Origin of the sequence: Paracoccus sp. C2R09 (assembly GCF_018860625.1) — a bacterium.
GTDB lineage: Bacteria > Pseudomonadota > Alphaproteobacteria > Rhodobacterales > Rhodobacteraceae > Paracoccus.
Genome location: NZ_JAHKQB010000018.1, coordinates 36,123 through 53,830 on the forward strand (window position 1 = coordinate 36,123; position 17,708 = coordinate 53,830).

General features: G+C 65.3%; 13 protein-coding genes and 2 tRNA genes. 10 read left to right on the forward strand and 5 right to left on the reverse strand.

The features are described 5' to 3' along the window. Positions 1-3 precede the first annotated feature (3 nt). Positions 4-80, forward strand: a tRNA-Arg gene (locus KO490_RS07235). Positions 81-436: 356 nt separating this feature from the next. Here the strand turns inward: KO490_RS07235 and KO490_RS07240 are convergent. After that, complete coding sequence (locus KO490_RS07240; RefSeq protein WP_216018735.1) at positions 437-1,381, reverse strand: LysR family transcriptional regulator; 945 nt, start codon at positions 1,379-1,381, stop codon at positions 437-439. A 139-nt stretch (positions 1,382-1,520) separates the two neighbouring features. Here KO490_RS07240 and KO490_RS07245 point away from each other — a divergent pair, with 139 nt between their 5' ends. The 4 genes from KO490_RS07245 to KO490_RS07260 all read left to right on the forward strand — a co-directional run bounded on the left by KO490_RS07245 (position 1,521) and on the right by KO490_RS07260 (position 8,798). Continuing rightward, positions 1,521-3,173, forward strand: a complete 1,653-nt coding sequence (locus KO490_RS07245; protein ID WP_216018736.1) for a GMC family oxidoreductase — start codon at positions 1,521-1,523, stop codon at positions 3,171-3,173. A gap of 242 nt (positions 3,174-3,415) precedes the next feature. Next, a complete protein-coding gene (locus KO490_RS07250) occupies positions 3,416-5,062 on the forward strand; it encodes a BCCT family transporter (RefSeq protein ID WP_216018737.1) in 1,647 nt (548 codons plus the stop codon). A gap of 446 nt (positions 5,063-5,508) precedes the next feature. Then, positions 5,509-5,919, forward strand: a complete 411-nt coding sequence (locus tag KO490_RS07255) for an acyltransferase (protein ID WP_216018738.1) — start codon at positions 5,509-5,511, stop codon at positions 5,917-5,919. A 353-nt stretch (positions 5,920-6,272) separates the two neighbouring features. Next, positions 6,273-8,798 (forward strand): calcium-binding protein, encoded by a 2,526-nt coding sequence (locus KO490_RS07260; RefSeq protein WP_216018739.1) that lies wholly within the window; start codon positions 6,273-6,275, stop codon positions 8,796-8,798. Between the two features lie 207 nt (positions 8,799-9,005). Here the strand turns inward: KO490_RS07260 and KO490_RS07265 are convergent. Together KO490_RS07265 and KO490_RS07270 are read right to left on the reverse strand one after the other, a co-directional pair. Then, positions 9,006-9,095 (reverse strand) — tRNA-Ser (locus tag KO490_RS07265). A gap of 42 nt (positions 9,096-9,137) precedes the next feature. Further along, on the reverse strand, positions 9,138-9,641 hold the full coding sequence (locus tag KO490_RS07270; RefSeq protein ID WP_216018740.1) for a hypothetical protein: 504 nt from the start codon (positions 9,639-9,641) through the stop codon (positions 9,138-9,140). A 115-nt stretch (positions 9,642-9,756) separates the two neighbouring features. On the opposite strand from KO490_RS07270, the gene KO490_RS07275 reads away from it, so the two are divergent. Further along, positions 9,757-10,167, forward strand: a complete 411-nt coding sequence (locus KO490_RS07275; protein WP_216018741.1) for a SufE family protein — start codon at positions 9,757-9,759, stop codon at positions 10,165-10,167. On the opposite strand, the gene mnmA is transcribed toward KO490_RS07275, so the two are convergent. Next, positions 10,139-11,311 carry a tRNA 2-thiouridine(34) synthase MnmA gene (mnmA, locus tag KO490_RS07280; RefSeq protein WP_216018742.1) on the reverse strand — a complete coding sequence of 391 codons (1,173 nt, stop codon included), beginning with the start codon at positions 11,309-11,311 and terminating at the stop codon, positions 10,139-10,141. The genes KO490_RS07275 and mnmA overlap by 29 nt on opposite strands. 167 nt (positions 11,312-11,478) lie before the next feature. Here mnmA and KO490_RS07285 point away from each other — a divergent pair, with 167 nt between their 5' ends. From KO490_RS07285 to recG, 4 genes are all read left to right on the forward strand, one after another. Continuing rightward, positions 11,479-11,754, forward strand: a complete 276-nt coding sequence (locus KO490_RS07285) for a DUF1153 domain-containing protein (RefSeq protein ID WP_216018743.1) — start codon at positions 11,479-11,481, stop codon at positions 11,752-11,754. A gap of 98 nt (positions 11,755-11,852) precedes the next feature. After that, positions 11,853-12,563, forward strand: coding sequence for a response regulator transcription factor CtrA (gene ctrA / locus KO490_RS07290; protein WP_216018744.1), 711 nt, complete (start codon positions 11,853-11,855; stop codon positions 12,561-12,563). Between the two features lie 114 nt (positions 12,564-12,677). After that, positions 12,678-14,858: an NAD-dependent DNA ligase LigA gene (gene ligA / locus KO490_RS07295; protein WP_216018745.1), complete on the forward strand. Its 2,181-nt coding sequence runs from the start codon at positions 12,678-12,680 to the stop codon at positions 14,856-14,858. Continuing rightward, positions 14,831-16,951 (forward strand): ATP-dependent DNA helicase RecG, encoded by a 2,121-nt coding sequence (gene recG / locus KO490_RS07300; protein WP_252727062.1) that lies wholly within the window; start codon positions 14,831-14,833, stop codon positions 16,949-16,951. The genes ligA and recG overlap by 28 nt, the downstream gene beginning before the upstream one ends. Positions 16,952-17,250: 299 nt before the next feature. Here the strand turns inward: recG and KO490_RS07305 are convergent, their stop codons facing one another. Beyond that, on the reverse strand, positions 17,251-17,688 hold the full coding sequence (locus KO490_RS07305) for an iron-sulfur cluster assembly scaffold protein (protein ID WP_216018746.1): 438 nt from the start codon (positions 17,686-17,688) through the stop codon (positions 17,251-17,253). Between the last annotated feature and the right edge of the window lie 20 nt (positions 17,689-17,708).

A 17,708-nucleotide genomic window follows, 5' to 3' on the forward strand; every position in this document is an offset into this window, starting at 1 on the left:
GACGGACCCGTAGCTCAGCTGGATAGAGCACCAGACTACGAATCTGGGGGTCGGGCGTTCGAATCGCTCCGGGTCCGCCATTTACTTCCAGAACATCATCGGCAGATATGCACCTCGCAGGCGAAGATCGCTTCGCGGTGTCTTTTGCCGTTTCAGGCTGCCGACGGTTCTCCAGGATCGTCGACGGCCCTGCCGACACGGCGCGGGCCCGTTCGGTGATTCCCGCCCGATCCGCGAAGGCGGTGCCGTGAAGCCCGCACACGATATCTGCGATCTGCCGCGCATGGCCATCCGGGCGACGGTGATCGGGTCGCTGAGGTGGGCCGCCATCGCATCGCGAAGGTGACCAAGAACGGGTCGCTTTTCGGGGAACACTCAGGCCGCTGAAGCAATCGCCCGGCAGATCCGCCACCTTGCGAAAGCCGATTGGGCTTCGTCAGTCCGAAGATCGGGGCAGGGTGGCAGCCCCCTGTGCATCGCCGGTCCAGACGGTCGCCAATTCCCCCAGCATCGCCGCGATCACGGGATCATCCGCCCGGTCCTTCAATGTCAGAAGGCTGAGGCAGGCCGGCACCGCCAGCCCTTCGCAGAGGACAAGGCCGTTGGATCGAACCTCGTGAACCGCCACCGATTCCCGGCAGAGGCTGAGCCCCACGCCCGCGCGGACCATCTCCAGCATGGAGGCCTCGTGATCGACAAGGGCGACGCTGTTCTGCCGGCAGCCGTGATCGGCGAAGATCCGGCCCAGAAGGCGCTGATGGACGGAAGCGGGCGGCGTGCCGATCCATGGCAGCCCCGCAAGGCGCGTCCAATCCGCGCCCGCGACGCGATCCTGCCATCCGGGCGGGGCGACCACGCGATAATCGAAATCGGCCAGCCGCCGGACATGCATGTCGGATCCGAGGGCGGCGAACTCGGCCGGGTCGAACAGATAGAACCCCGCATCGATCTGGCGCTGCCGCAGCTTGCGAAGGATCTCTCCGCTGACGCCATGCACCAGTTCGGTCGATATTCCCGGACAGGCCGCGCCCAGGCGATTGAGAAGCTGCCCCGAGCGGATGAAGCCCGGATCGACGATGGTCCCGATCCGCAGCCTTCCCGAAACCCGCCCCGATTGTCGCATCGTGCTGCGGCGAAAGGCCGACATCGCGGCCAGAACGGCTTCGGCCTCGGGCAGGATCGCGCGGGCCTCGGGGGTGGGGACCAGCCCGCGCGGGGTGCGCCTGAACAGGGTAATGCCCGTTTCCTCGGCCAGCCGCCGGATCTGATGACTGACGGCGGGCTGGGTCAGGTTCAGCACCTGCGCCGCACGCGACACGCTGCCTTCCTGCGCCACCGTCACGAAGGCGAGGATGCCGTTCGGATGCGAGAATCTTTCCATATTACGAACCTTAATATCACCGGGGCGAATCCGTCATTGGGAATCCGCCCGTCGATCGCCTATTCCGAACATGGGAGAGAGACGCCAAAGGGGGCCGCAAAGGCCCTCGACGGCGATCATGCGGCAGGGGAGGGCTGGCATGTCGGACACGCATTTCGATTACATCGTCGTGGGCGGGGGCACCGCGGGGTGCCTGCTTGCCAACCGGCTGAGCGCGGACCCCGCCAACCGGGTGCTGCTGCTGGAGGCGGGCAAGGCCGACAACTATCCCTGGATCCATGTTCCGGTCGGCTATCTCTATTGCATTGGCAATCCGCGCACGGACTGGATGTATCATACCGAACCCGATGCGGGGCTGAACGGTCGGACGCTGCGCTATCCCCGCGGCAAGACCCTTGGCGGGTGTTCGTCCATCAACGGCATGATCTACATGCGCGGTCAGGCGCGCGATTACGACGGCTGGGCCCGGCTTACGGGCGAGGACGACTGGAACTGGGACAATTCGCTTCGCGACTTCATGGCGCATGAGGATCACCACGCGCTGGATGGCGGGGCCGATCCGGTGACGGGGGACAACAGCCGCTTTTCGGACCTGCATGGACATGGTGGCGAATGGCGCGTGGAGAAGCAGCGGCTGCGTTGGGATGTCCTCGACAGTTTCGCCACGGCGGCCACGCAGGCAGGGATCGCGCGGACCGAGGATTTCAACACGGGCGACAACGAGGGGGTCGGCTATTTCGACGTGAACCAGCGTTCGGGCTGGCGTTGGAGCAGTTCCAAGGCGTTCCTGCGTCCGGCCAGGTCGCGGCGGAACCTGACAGTCTGGACCGAGGCGCAGGTCGAAAGGCTGACCTTCGATCGGGCCGATGGCCGTTTGCGCTGCACGGGCGCCCGCGTGATCCGCAAGGGTCGGCCCGTTGCCGTGACCGCAGGTCGCGAGGTCGTGCTGTCGGCGGGCGCGATCAATTCGCCCCAGATCCTGCAGCTGTCCGGGATCGGTCCCGGAGAGCTTCTGAAGCGCCACGGGATCGAGGTGCTGCGCGACGCGCCGGTGGGTTGCAACCTGCAGGATCACCTGCAGATCCGCGCGGCCTTTCGGGTGGCGGGCACGCGCACGCTGAACACGCTGGCGGGCAACCTGATGGGCAAGGCGATGATCGGTGCGGAATATCTGTTCAGACGATCGGGACCGATGAGCATGTCGCCCAGCCAGCTGGGTGCCTTCACGCGCTCGGACCCCGATCGCAGCCATGCCAACCTGCAATATCACGTGCAGCCGCTCAGCCTCGATGCCTTTGGCGAACCGCTGCACCGCTTTGCGGCCATGACCGTCAGCGTCTGCAACCTGAACCCGACCAGCCGTGGGACGGTCCACATCCGTTCCGCCGATTACCGGGATGCGCCCATGATCGCGCCCAACTATCTGGCCACGCCCGAGGATCGACAGGTGGCCGCCGACAGCCTGCGCCAGGTGCGCCGCATCATGGACCAGCCCGCGATGCGCCCCTATCGCCCCGATGAGTTCAAGCCGGGCGCGCAGTATCGCAGCGATGACGACCTGACGCGGCTGGCGGGCGATATCGCCAGCACGATCTTTCACCCCGCGGGGACCGTGAAGATGGGGCGGGCCGACGACGATGCAGCCGTGCTGGATCCGCAATTGCGGGTGAAGGGCGTCGCGGGGCTGCGCGTCGTCGATGCCAGCGTCATGCCGACGATCACCAGCGGCAACACCAACTCCCCCACGCTGATGATCGCGGAAAAGGCCGCGCGCTGGATGCTTGCGGGCTGAGGGGGCATCCCTCGAACCGGGCTGGTGGACTGTCGCGAACGCACCTATACGCGGCGGTCTGAACGACGCGCCGCAGGGAAATCCGGGGCCATGCCGGGGCCCATCTGCGGGCTCTTGGCATTTATGGGCACCAGATGGCCGGTCGGCGCGTTCAAACCGAACGGTTCGACAGGCCCTGCCGATCTCATCCCGCGAAACGGGTGGCAGGCCGGATCGAACCCGGACCCCATGACGGAGTGCCCATGGTCGATGAACCCCCTCTGATGGACCTGCCCATCAACACCGCCGATCGCGGTTTCTACGACGGCTTTGCCAAGAGCGTCGCGATCCCCTCGAAGATCCTCGTCAGCGCATTGATCGTCTGGGCGATCTCGGTGCCCGAGAATGCGAATGCGGTGCTGAACGCGCTGAACGGCGCGATGCTGAAAAGCTTTGCCAGCTGGTACATCTGGGTCGTCGCCCTGTTCCTGATCCTGTGCATCGTCCTGGCGCTTGTCCCGGCCTCGGGTCGTCTGAAGCTGGGGCTGCCCGACGACCAGCCCGAATTCACGCGCTTCTCCTGGTTCTCAATGATGTTCGGGGCGGGGATCGGCATCGGCATGCTGACCTTCGCCACGGCCGAGCCGATGTATCATTTCGGGAACAATCCCGATGTCATCATGGGCCGCACGACCGCATCGGCGGCGGACAACGTCACTGCCGCCTATGCCTGGTCGTTCCTGCATTGGGGCCTGTCGGCCTGGGCCTGCTATGCGCTGGTGGGGATGGCGCTGGCCTATTTCTCGTATCGGCGGAACCTCCCGCTGACGGTGCGTTCGGCGCTGACGCCGCTGTTCGGAACGTGGATGTCGGGGCCCGCGGGCCATGTCGTCGACATCGTCGCGGTGGTCGCGACCATCCTGGGGGTGGCGCAGACATTGGGCTTCGGCGTCGCGCAATTCGTGGCGGGTCTGAACCGGATCGGCTTCGGCGACTGGGTCGTGCAGGCCGACGGGAACCCCAGCACGGCAGGCATCGTGATCGCGCTGGTCGTGATCCTGGGTGCCTCGACCATGTCGGCGCTGTCGGGCGTGGGCAAGGGGGTCAAATGGCTCTCAAACCTCAACATGGGGCTCAGCTTCTTCCTGCTGGCCTTCTTCCTGATTTTCGGATCGACCTTCTTCGGGCTGAATGCGCTGGGATCGGGTCTGGTCGCCTATGTCACGCGCCTGCCCGAGATGCTGTTCACCGTCTGGCATGCCGATGGCAGCCAGACGCAGGACGCGCTGGCATCCTGGCAGGGCGCCTGGTCGGTCTTCTACTGGGCATGGTGGATCGCCTTCGCGCCCTTCGTGGGCGTGTTCCTCGCCCGGATCTCGCGCGGGCGGAGCATTCGCGAATACGTCCTGGGCGCGATGATCGTGCCGTCGATGATGTGCTTCGTCTGGTTCACGGTCGTGGGCGGCACCGCGATCGACCTGACGCTGAACGGATCGGCGGGTGATGCGATTTCCGGGGCCGGGCAGGAAAGCCAGTTGTTCGCGATGCTGGACCTGATGCTGTCCAGCGGCATGGCGCTGATGATGGCGGGTGTCGTCGTGGTGCTGCTGCTGACCTATCTGGTGACGACGGCGGATTCGGCGATCCTGATCGTGAACACGATCAATGCCGCGGGCGAGGAGAGCCCCAAGGGCGGCATCCACATCATCTTCTGGGGGCTTGCGCTCAGCTTCGTGGTGGGCGGGCTGCTGCTGGTTGGCGGCCTGGACGCGATCAAGACGGCCATGGTCATCGGTGCGCTGCCCTTCAGCTTCGTGATGTTCCTGATGTGCATCGCCCTGGTGAAGGCCGTGATCAAGGACGGCATCCGCGAGAAGAACGGCGTCCAGTCGTTCCATATCGAGGACTGAAAGACCGGCAGGGCGGCCATCCATCGTCGCCCTGCATTCCGGAAACACGCTGTCATGGCCGGTCGCTGCCCGGTGACGGTTCGACAGGCTTGGCATTCTCGGCCCCATGAGGATGCGGGGTAAGGGTCGCATCGCGATGATGCGCACGCCCGCAGGGCAGCTGCGGAACTTTCCATGCGAACGCGCCGGCGGGCATTGCGCCGAGTTCCTTCTAAATTCCAGGCATCCCGGTTTTGCCATCTGCGATCTGATGCCTGATCTGTCCTGCACAGACAGGTCCAAGCGCGATCCGAAATGCGGGCATCGCGAACCGGTTTCCGCGTGGCGATGAACGGTGTTCCATCTAAGGTGTTGATATTAGTGTGTTTTCATCCGGACACAGGCCTTGGGATCGCGCTACGAACATGAAACCGCTAAGTTCTGTCGTGTTTGAATGGTTTCTTGTCATGTCGCTTCAGCCGTCCCGTGAATTCGTCCAGGCTGCCCAGGGATCCCCGTGCAACATACGCGAATCCGAGCTTATCGATTGCGCGCGGGTCATCTGCATTTCCTTCATGATGTTCACCCATCTGAAAGAGTATCAGGGGTCGATCCTGTATGGCGGGCAGTTGAACGCACTGGGCGTGCTGACCAACGACTATCTGGGCCGGGCCAGTGTTCCGGCGCTGAGCCTGGTCAGCGGATATCTTCTTGCGATGGGGGCTGTGCGCAAGCCATCCGTAACGGTTCGCGATTTTGCGACGAAGAAGGCAAGATCCGTTCTGGCGCCGGTTCTGGTCTGGCTTGCCGCATCCTGCCTGGCGGCGTCTGTTGGAGGGCCGGGCACGCTTGCCCCAGGTCTTGGGTTGAAGCGGTAATTGGGACGGGAGCTGCTTGTATCAGCTTGGGCGCGGCCCAGTTTCCGAGGTCTGCACATGCTGCTTTGACCGGGCCATGACAGTAAAAGTCGCAACACATGGTGCAATACCGGAGCCGTCTGTGAAAACCGCATTCATCAGCGCGTACAAGCTGGTCGCGGCCTTGATACCGTCGCAGCGGCCCCAACTTGGCAACCGATACGGAGTATAGGGAAACGTCGGCGTCACCGGTTGATCGACCAATAGATGTAAATTTGGAAAAAAATTCTTGCTTGGCGGTATTTCGCCGGCCTATCTGCATATGAGCGATCAAATAACTTTCTCGTGATACCAGATAGCTTCAAGGACATTCCATGCCCGATACCGGATCTTCCCGCCTGATCTCATTCGATGCACCGACAATTCTCGATCTGCGCAATGGGGCGGTGGACGCGACATTTGCCGCAAGTATAGACGACCCCGATGGCATCGAGTGGGTCGTCATATGGTATGACCGCCCTCTGGCGACGGATACGGGTGCTTATGCACTCGAGATCATTTCTGGCTATGGAAGCGACTGGGATGACGGTAGCCATAGCAACACGGTCGAGGTTCTGCCCCATAATGTCGGCGGCGATCTGAACATCACCCGCGTCGTGATCGAAGACAAGCTGGGAAACGAAACGACGTTTTCGGATGATGCTTTGCGGGATATGGGCATCGACACGTCGATAAGCATTCGCAGTGTCGACCCGGATACCACCGCGCCTGAACTGACGTCGCTGGTTCTGCCGGATTCTGTCGATCTGAGCGCCGGCAGCACCGAGGCAGAGTTCACGGCATCGGGCGCTGATGCGAATGCCCTGGATGATGTGGTCATCTTCTTCGATCGCGAATTGACGTGGCGGTACAGTCCTACTCTGGAGAGTGATCACGCAGTCGAAATCATATCTCAGGCGGATTGGACAGGCGAGGCCTTGACCGAAGTGTCCGAGTTGTCGGCCTCGAACTATTCGGGGGCGGTCGATGTGAGAAAGGTGCAGATCACCGACGTCTACGGCAACAGCCGAGAATACAGCAACGAACAACTTCGCGAGCTTGGTTTCGATACGTCGCTGGAACTGATCGGCACCTCCGCCCCGGGGCTTGATACCTATGTCGCGGAATTGCCCGAAACCATCACCCTGCGCGAAGGCCAGTCGGTGGATCTGGGCCTGAATTTCGTGGGAATGACCAATCACTATGTCAGCTATGAATATTCGGTTTCGGCGGCAGGAGGCACCGCGTCTGCATCCGATATCGGCCAGGTTTCGGGAAGCGGATCGCTGTCCATCTATTCCACGAGGCCCAGCAGCCGTTCGGAAACCGTCACGATTTCCGCGAACAGGGACGGTATCGCCGAAGCGACCGAGACGGCCTATCTGACCGTCAGCTTGTCGGGCAACATGACGTTTGCGGATGGCGGGACCATTCAGGTCGTCCAGATCAACATCCAGGACGACAACCTGACTGTCGGGGGCAATGGCCGCGACACGCTCTATGGCACCTCGGCCGCAGATACCTTCGAGGGTGGCCTGGGCAACGATCGCTACTACGTCACCTCAGGTGACCGTATCGTCGAGGGTGCCGGTGCCGGTGCCGGGACCGATACCGTCTACGCGAATATCGGCTACGCGCTGGACGCCAATGTCGAGAACCTTGATCTGATCGGCTCGGGCCGGATCGACGGGGCGGGCAATGGCCTGGCGAACCGCATCGGCGGCAATGATGCAGCCAACAAGTTGAGCGGCTTTGCGGGTCATGACACCCTGTCGGGGGCCGGCGGCGACGACACGCTGAACGGCAATTACGGCAACGACACGCTGTCTGGCGGCGATGGGGTCGATCTGCTGAACGGTGGCGTGGGCGACGATCTGCTCTGGGGCGGGAACGGCAACGACCGGCTCTTTGGTCAGGCGGGGAACGATCGTCTGAACGGTCAGGCCGGGAACGACCTGCTGGGCGGTGCGGGCGGTGATGATACGCTGAACGGCAATGACGGCAACGACACGCTGGCAGGCGGCGATGGCGCGGATCTGCTGAATGGCGGCGGCGGTGACGATCTGCTTTGGGCCGGGAACGGTAATGACCGTCTCTTTGGTCAGGCGGGGGATGACCGTCTGAACGGTCAGGCCGGGAACGACCTGCTGGGCGGTGCGGGCGGCGACGATACGCTGAACGGCAATGGCGGCAACGACACCCTGGCGGGCGGCGATGGCGCGGATCTGCTGAATGGCGGCGGCGGTGACGATCTTCTCTGGGGCGGGAACGGCGACGACCGGCTCTTTGGCCAGGCGGGTGCAGATCGCCTGAACGGCCAGGCCGGGGACGACCTGCTGGGCGGGGCCGGCGGCGACGATACGCTGAACGGCAACAACGGCAATGACACGCTTGCCGGGGCGAATGGTGCGGACAAGCTCTATGGTGGCGGTCACGACGACGTCCTGTGGGGCGGGAACGGCAGCGATGTCCTGCATGGTCAGGCCGGGAACGACAGGCTGATCGGCGGAAACGGCGTGGATGTTCTGACCGGGGGCAACGGGGCGGATCACTTCGTCTTCACCAGCATCACCGAGAGCGGGGTGAATGCCCGTTTCCGCGATACCGTGACCGATTTCCGTCCGGGGCAGTCCGATCGGATCGACCTGCGCGGGATCGATGCCGATGCCGGGTCGAACGGGAACCAGGCCTTCGACTTCATCGGCGATGACCGCTTCTCGGGCGAGGCGGGCCAGATCAGGTTCCACCACGCCGACGGAAATACCATCGTCATGGGTGATGTCGATGGCGACGCCCGCGGCGACTTTTCCATCGCGCTGCTGGGTCAGTTCGCGCTGTCCGAGAACGACTTCTTCCTGTGACGGTGAACTGCCGTTCCACGCATCCGCGTGGAACGGCAGGCCATGGATACGGGGGATCGTCTGCAATGGCAGGTTTTCCGTGCACTGGCGGAGCGCGGAAGACCAAGTCACTGTTTCCAAGCGTTCAGCAGAAGCGCGGTGTGGAACGTTGTCAGACCGACGGATCCGTTCGTGGCATTGCCACGGCTTCCGGTCTCGAAATTCGCATGGCGGAGGCGGTGGGATTCGAACCCACGGTGGGCGTTGACCCACGTCGGTTTTCAAGACCGGTGCATTAAACCACTCTGCCACGCCTCCGACCTGCGCGGATTAGCGGGTCGCAGGCAGGATCGCAAGATGTCAGCGGCGCAGCGTGACCACGTTCGTGGCGCCCGAGATCTCGACGCCGGTCAGGCGCGCAAGCTGGCGGTGGGTCAGGGGCAGCGCCACGTTGATCGGATCCGTTACGGGGTTCGCGGGCAGGCCGGCTGCAGGATTGCCTTCCTCGGGGGGCAGGGCCACGAAACGCAGGCGCAGGATGCCGTCGGCATCCGGTTCCAGCTTGCCGCGCGCCTGCGGGCGCACCGGGATCAGCGCCGCATCGCGATAGCCCTTGACCGGGGCGGCCCCCTGGACGACCAGCAGGCGGCCTTCGTTCAGCGGTTCCCACGCGGCCGAGAGGATCTGAGGGACGCCCGGCCGGGCATCGGACGCGCTGACATAGCCGCCCTCGGGGTCGATGCTGGGGGCAGGGCGGCTGTGCTTGGGCAGCCAGCCGAAAGGGTTCGCCCGGCTGTCGCCCAGACGTCCGCAGCCCGCGATCGCGGTGGCGCCGATCAGCAGCGGCAGGATGAATTTCGCCATGGCAGGTCCCCTTGTTCCGTGCCCCTCGTGATAGGGGAAACGAACTGCGCGGAAAAGCCTCTTTGACCTTGGCCGCGGGCCACGCTAGGCCATGCTGCAACGACAGGAGATTGCCATGGCGACCGCAGCATTCGAAGAGATCGCAGAAAACTTCGACTTCCTCGACGACTGGGAGGATCGCTATCGCCACGTGATCGAGCTGGGCAAGGCCATGCCCCCGCTGGACCCCGCCCTGCAGGTGCCCGCGAACAAGGTCGATGGCTGCGCGAGCCAGGTCTGGATCCATCCGCAGATCGCCGAAGGGCGCTTCGATTTCCACGGAGAGAGCGACGCGCTGATCGTGCGCGGCCTGATCGCCGTGCTGCACGCGCTCTATTCCGGGGTGCCGGTGGGCCAGGTCAGGGATATCGACGCCCAGGCGGAACTGTCCCGCCTGGGGTTGGATGAACACCTGTCGGCGCAGCGGTCGAACGGGCTGCGCGCGATGGTGGAACGGATCAGGCTGCTGTCCGCCGCCGCAAGCTGATCCAGCCGCCGCCAAGAACGCGGGTGCTGTCGGCCTGGTAGAAGACGCAGGCCTGACCGGGGCTGACGCCTTCCTCGGGGTCCAGCAGCTCGACCTCGGCCCGACGACCGGGGCGGGGGCGCAGGATCGCCGGACGGGGCGGGCGCGTAGACCGGATGCGGACCATGACCGGGATCTCGTCCTCGAAGGCCTGATCGCCCAGCCAGTTCACCTCGCTGACATTCACGATCTGCGTGGACAGCGCCTCGCGGGGGCCCACGACGACACGGCGCGTGTCGGGCTCCAGACGCACCACATAGAGCGGATCGCCCAGGCCGCCGATGCCCAGGCCGCGCCGCTGCCCGATCGTGTAATGGATCACGCCGCGATGTCGGCCCAGCACCTTGCCATCCATGTCCACGATCTCTCCGGGATCGGCGGCACCGGGGCGCAGCTTCTCGATGACCGAGGCATAATCGCCATTGGGCACGAAGCAGATGTCCTGGCTGTCGGGCTTGTCCGCGACCGACAGGCCGTATTCGGCGGCCAGCGCGCGCGTCTCGGCCTTGCTTTCCAGATGGCCCAGGGGGAAGCGCAGGAAGTCCAGCTGCTCTTGCGTGGTCGAGAACAGGAAATAGCTCTGATCGCGGTTCTGATCGGCGGCCATGTGCAGTTCGGCACGGAGGGGGCCGTCCTTGCGCTGGATGTAATGGCCGGTCGCCATGCAATCGGCATCCAGATCGCGCGCGGTTTCCAGCAGGTCGCGGAACTTCACCCGCTCGTTGCAGCGGATGCAGGGAACGGGGGTGGCGCCCGCCAGATAGGCGTCGGCAAATTCGTCGATGACGGATTCGCGGAACTTGTTCTCGTAATCCAGGACGTAATGGGGAAAGCCCATGCGCTCGGCCACGCGGCGGGCATCGTGGATGTCCTGACCCGCGCAGCAGGCGCCCTTCTTGGCCAGCGCCGCCCCGTGATCATAGAGCTGCAGCGTCACGCCCACCACGTCATAGCCTTCGGAATGCAGCTTGGCGGCCACGACAGAGCTGTCGACGCCGCCCGACATGGCGACGACGACACGCGTCTGGGATGGCGGCTTGGCAAAGCCCAGGCTGTTCAATTCGGTGTCGCGCGCAGTCGCGCGGGTGGCGGTATCGAGGCTCATGGGTGGTCTTTCACGGTCTTGGCGCGGCGCGCGGCCGACGGAATGGTTCAAAATATAGGAGAATGCGCCGTATTCTCAACCCCGACAGGACAGATCGGGGGTGTTTCGGCTAACCCGGCCTTAAGCCCTCGGCCCGCATATGGAACGGGACAAATCGGGGGCAGATCATGTTCGTCAAGAAAACCAATGGCCCGCGGACGGTGACGCTGGCTGATGGACGCATCCTCAGCATCGCGGACCTGCCGGCTGTGGATACGCGCTGGGTGGCCAGCCGCAAGCAGACCGTCGTGCTGGCGGTGGCGCATGGATTGATCACGCGCGACGATGCGATCCGCCGCTACGGCCTGTCGGACGAGGAGTTCGACGGCTGGTGCAGCGCGATCGCCAAGCATGGCAAGGCGGCGCTGAAAGTGACATCCCTGCAACGTTATAGACAGCCGTGAGTTGTGTGGCGTAACAGTTAATCGCGGCAGGTAACTTCGTGTTAACCGGTTCGCGCAAGGATCCGAGATCAGTGCTTTGACGAATCGGGAAAACGAAAATGCGAATCCTTCTGGTGGAAGACGATCCCAGCACGGCCCGTGCGATCGAATTGATGCTGACCTCGGCCAGCTACAACGTGTTTCGCACGGATCTGGGCGAGGAGGGCATCGACCTTGCCAAGCTGTATGATTACGATCTGATCCTGCTGGATCTGGATCTGCCGGACATGAACGGGATGGAGGTGCTGCGCCATCTGCGGATGTCGCGGATCGACACGCCGATCCTGATCCTGACCGGCAGCGACGACACCGAGAGCAAGCTGCGCGGTTTCGGCTTCGGGGCCGACGATTACATGACCAAGCCCTTCAATCGCGAGGAACTGCAGGCCCGCATCCAGGCCATCATCCGTCGATCCAAGGGGCATTCGCAGGCGCTGATCCGTACGGGCGACATTACCGTCAACCTGGATGCCCGCTCGGTCGAGGTGGATGGCAAGCCGGTGAACCTGACCGGCAAGGAATACCAGATCCTGGAACTGTTGAGCCTGCGCAAGGGCACGACCCTGACCAAGGAGATGTTCCTCAACCATCTCTATGGCGGCATGGATGAGCCCGAGCTGAAGATCATCGACGTCTTCATCTGCAAGCTGCGCAAGAAGCTGTCCGAGGCGCTGAAGGGCCGCAACTATATCGAGACGGTCTGGGGCCGCGGCTATGTCCTGCGCGATCCCGGCCCCGCCGACGAGGAACGCCTGGCCGTCGGCGCCTGAACCATCGCGACCGGTCGTTCGGGGGCGACGCCCCGCTGGACGATGGGATGCGCATGGGCGATACCCGGGCCGAGGGGCGGCACGCTGCCGCCCACCGAAGGCAGGGGCTTGGCAATGGCACAGGAAATCGCGGATCGCGCACCGGTGGAAGGGCTGGACAGGCATGCGGCCGAGGCCGAGATGGCCGAGCTGTCGCAGCGCATGTCCAAGGCCGACGAGGCCTATCACCGCGACGACGCCCCGATCATCACGGACGCGGAATACGACGCGATCAAGGCCCGCCTGCTGGCGTTGGAGCAGGGCTTTCCCGATCTGGTCCGCGCCGACAGCCCCACCGCGAAGGTGGGGGCCGCCCCCGCCGAGGGTTTTGGCAAGATCGTCCATGCGCAGCGGATGATGTCGCTGGCCAACGGTTTCGATGATGCCGATGTGCACGACTTCCTGTCGCGGGTGCGCAATTTCCTGGGGCTGGGGCCCGAAGACCCGCTGGCCGTCACGGCGGAACCCAAGATCGACGGTCTGTCCCTGTCTCTGCGCTATGAAAAGGGCCGCCTGATCCAGGCCGCCACGCGTGGCGACGGCGCGGTGGGCGAAAACGTCACCGCCAATGCACGCACCATCGCCGACATCCCGCAGGAACTGACCGGCCCCGTGCCCGACATCCTCGAGGTGCGGGGCGAGGTCTACATGACCCATGCCGATTTCGAGGCGCTGAACGCCTCGGGTGATGGCCGCGTCTTTGCCAATCCGCGCAACGCGGCTGCGGGCTCTCTGCGGCAGCTGGACCCGGCGGTTACCGCGCGCCGTCCCCTGCGCTTCTTCGCCTATGCCTGGGGCGAGGTTTCGGCCCCCTTGGCCGAGACGCAGATGGCTGCGGTCGAACGCCTCGGGTCGCTGGGCTTCCAGACCAACCCGCTGATGCAGCTTTGCGACGATGCGGATGCGATGATCGCCGCCTGGGCCGGGATCGAACAGCAGCGCGCGACCTTGGGCTATGATATCGACGGCGTCGTCTACAAGGTGAACGATCTCGGCTATCAGGCGCGGCTGGGATTCCGTTCGACCACGCCGCGCTGGGCGCTGGCGCACAAGTTTCCGGCCGAACTGGCCTGGACGCGGCTTGACCGGATCGAGATCCAGGTCGGTCGCACCGGCGCGCTGTCGCCCGTTGCGCGGCTGGAACCCGTGACCGTGGGCGGGGTCGTCGTGTCGAACGCGACCCTGCACAACGAGGATTACATCGCAGGCATCGACAATGCCGGCCAGCCCATCCGCGAAGGGCGCGACATCCGCGAAGGCGACTGGGTCCAGATCTATCGCGCGGGGGACGTGATCCCGAAGATCGCCGATGTGGACCTGTCGCGCCGCCCCGAGGGCAGCTCGGCATATGCCTTCCCGACCCTCTGCCCCGAATGCGGTTCGGACGCGATCCGCGAACCGGGCGACAGCGTCAGGCGCTGCACCGGCGGGATGATCTGTCCCGCTCAGGCGGTCGAGAAGCTGAAGCATTTCGTCGGCCGCGCCGCCTTCGACATCGAGGGGCTGGGCGCCAGGCAGGTCGAGATGTTCTTTGCCGACGAGACGCTTCCCATTCGCGAACCCGCCGACATCTTCACCCTGGCCGAACGCGATGCCGCCGGTCTGGCCAAGCTGAAGAACCGCGACGGTTTCGGCCCACGCTCGGCCGAGAAGCTGTTCGCCGCGATCGAGGAACGCCGCCGCATCCCCCTGGCCCGCCTGATCTTCGCGCTTGGCATCCGCCACGTGGGCGAGGTCGCGGCCCAGACCCTTGCGCGGCATTTCGGCACCTGGGACGCGCTGCTGGCCGCGATCGACGGTGCCGCGCAGGAACCGGCCTTTGCCGCGACGGATGACAAGCTGCGCCGTGCCGCGCTGCCCGACAGCCCCCACTGGGCCGAGCTGACGGGGATCGACGGGATCGGCGGGGTGCTGGTCAATTCGCTGGTGACGACATTCGCGCAGCCGGCCGAGCGGCGGGGCATCGACCGGTTGGTCGAACAGCTGGACATCCAGCCCGCCGAGGCCGGCAACACGGCACAGACCGAGATCACGGGAAAGACCCTCGTCTTCACCGGCACGCTGGAACGCATGAGCCGGGCCGAAGCCAAGGCGCGCGCCGAATCCATGGGGGCCAAGGTCGCGGGCAGCGTCAGCGCCAAGACCGACCTGCTGATCGCGGGGCCGGGTGCGGGGTCGAAGGCGACCAAGGCCGCCGATCTGGGCGTGAAGGTCATCGACGAGGATGAATGGCTGCGCATCGCGGGGTCCGCATGACCGAGGCGAAGGGCCGCCCCCCGGCGCTGTTCCCGCTGTTTGCCGGGATCGAGACGCTGCCGGGGATCGGTCCCAAGGGCCGCGCGGCGCTGGCGCAGATGGGCATCGAACGCCCGCGCGACCTGCTGCTGACCCTGCCTTCGGGCGGCATCGCGCGGCGCAGCCTGACTCGGATCGCGGATGCCCACCCGCCCGAGATCGTGACCATCCCCGTGACCGTGCTGCGCCATCACCCGCCCGCGGGCAAGGGGCGCCCCTGGCGCGTGCATTGTTCGGACGGGCAGGGCGATCTGACGCTGGTCTTCTTTCATCCCCGCGCCAACTGGATCGAGGCGCAGTTGCCCGTGGGCGCCCGCCGCATCGTCAGCGGCAAGGTCGAGCTGTTCGATGCCAGCTGGCAGATGGTCCATCCCGACCACATCCTGCCCGAGGGCGACCCGCTGCCCGCGGCGTTCGAGCCGACCTATCCGCTCTCGGCCGGGCTGACGCAGCGGGCCATGACCAAGGCGGCCCAAGCCGCGCTGGCGCTGGCCCCGGAATGCGCCGAATGGATCGATCCGCAGCTGATGCGCGATCGCGGTTGGCCGGGCTTTGCCGAGGCCCTGCGCCAGGCGCATGCCCCCGAAGCGGCGCGCGCGCTGTCGCCCGACAGCCCCGCACGCGCACGCCTTGCCTATGACGAGCTGTTCGCCCACCAGATGACGATGGCGCTGGTTCGACGCGAAAGACGCAGGCTGCGCGGTCGGTCCAGCCCCGGCGACGGTCGCCTGCGCCGCCGCGTGCTGGACAGCCTGCCCTGGCCGCCAACCGGTGCCCAGACGCGCGCCGTGGCCGAGATCGCCGCCGACATGGCCAGCGATCGCCGCATGAACCGCCTGTTGCAGGGCGATGTCGGTGCGGGCAAGACGCTGGTCGCCATGCTGTCCGCGCTGGCCGCGGTCGAGGCCGGCGGGCAGGCCGTCCTCATGGCCCCGACCGAGATCCTGGCCCGCCAGCATTTCCGCGCGCTGGAGCCGCTGGCACGGGCCGCGGGCGTCCGGCTGGCGGCGCTGACCGGGCGCGACAAGCGTGAACCCCGCGCCCAGATCCTGTCCGACCTGGCCGATGGCGGCATCGACATCCTGGTGGGCACCCATGCGGTGTTCCAGAAGGACGTGCATTTCCACGACCTGCGCCTGGCGATCATCGACGAACAGCACCGCTTTGGCGTGGGCCAGCGGTTGGAACTTGCCGCCAAGGGCGATGTGCCGCCCGACATGCTGATCATGACCGCGACGCCCATCCCGCGATCGCTGGCCCTGTCGCAATACGGCGATCTGGACCTTTCGGTGCTGGACGAGAAGCCGCCGGGCCGTCAGCCGATCACCACGGTGATGATCGGCGATCAGCGCATGGACGAGGTGGTCGAACGCCTGCGCCGCGCATTGGCGCAAGGGGCGCGGGCCTATTGGGTCTGCCCGCTGGTCGATGAAAGCGAGGTCAGCGATCTGACGGCAGCCGAGGCTCGATTTACAGCACTCCGGGCGCAGTTCGGTGACATGGTGCGGATGGTCCATGGCCAGATGCCTGCCGACCAGCGCGACAGCGCCATGGCCGATTTCGCCAGCGGGCGGGCGCAGCTTCTGGTGGCCACGACCGTGATCGAGGTCGGGGTAGACGTGCCCGAGGCGACCATCATGGTGATCGAACGCGCCGAGAGCTTCGGCTTGGCCCAGTTGCACCAGCTGCGCGGGCGCGTCGGGCGCGGAGCAGGGGCCTCGACCTGCCTGCTGATGTATCACGCCCCCCTGAACGAGACCGGGCAGCGCCGCCTGACGACGCTGCGCGACACCGAGGACGGCTTCCGCATCGCCGAGGTGGACCTCGAGATGCGCGGCGCGGGCGATGTCATCGGCACCGCGCAATCGGGTCTCCCGCGTTTCCGCATCGCGGATCTGGAACATCAGGCGCAGTTGATGGCCGTTGCCCGTCAGGACGCCCGTGCGCTGTTGGAACTGGACCCGGCACTGGAGGGTGAGCGGGGCCGCGCGGTCCGGATGCTCATGTGGCTGATGGAGCAGGATCGGGCGATTCGAATGATCCAGATCGGCTGACAAGCAGGAATGTTCTTAAAAAGTTCTTTACCGAATCGCGCCGGTATGAGAACAAAGCAGCAACAGAGAGGAGTTGCTGCCCATGACCCGCGAATTTTTCTGTGACCTGATCGGTATCGCCGCGCTGACCACCACCACGATGGTCGTCCTTTATCTGCCGGCGATCCTGCAAGCCTGAGATCCGACCTGCCCCGCGTTGCTGATACGGTGCCTACGCCTGTGCACCGCCTCTGTCCAAGCACGCGCAACTGGCCGGCCCTGGCAGGGGCCGGCTTTTTTCATTCCCGAACGGGTGGTGATCAGGCGGCGGCCTTGTCCATCGCCTCCAGGGTGGCATCCCATGCCAGCAGGATCGAGGCATGGCGGTTGGGATATTCCCGCGCGGGCAGCAGGGCCTCCAGCGCCGCGAAATCGCCGTCCGGGGCGGGGCCGTCCTGTTTCAGCATCGCGGCCAGCCGGTCGCGCGTGGCCGCGATGGTGGCACGATCCATGCCGATCACCGCCGAACCCAGGACCGATGCCGATGCCTGTCCCAGGGCGCAGGCGCGCACCTCTTGGCCGAAACGCGCGATGCGACCGTCCTGCAGTCCCAGATGGACGGTGACCGAGGACCCGCAATGCGGCGACCGGCGCATGGCCGTGGCGTCGGGCGCCTCGATCGCGCCCAGATGCGGGATCGCGGTGGTCAGCGCCAGGATGCGACGCGAATAAAGCTGCATGAGATCGGCTTCGGCCATGGTTCGGTCCTTGCGGTATT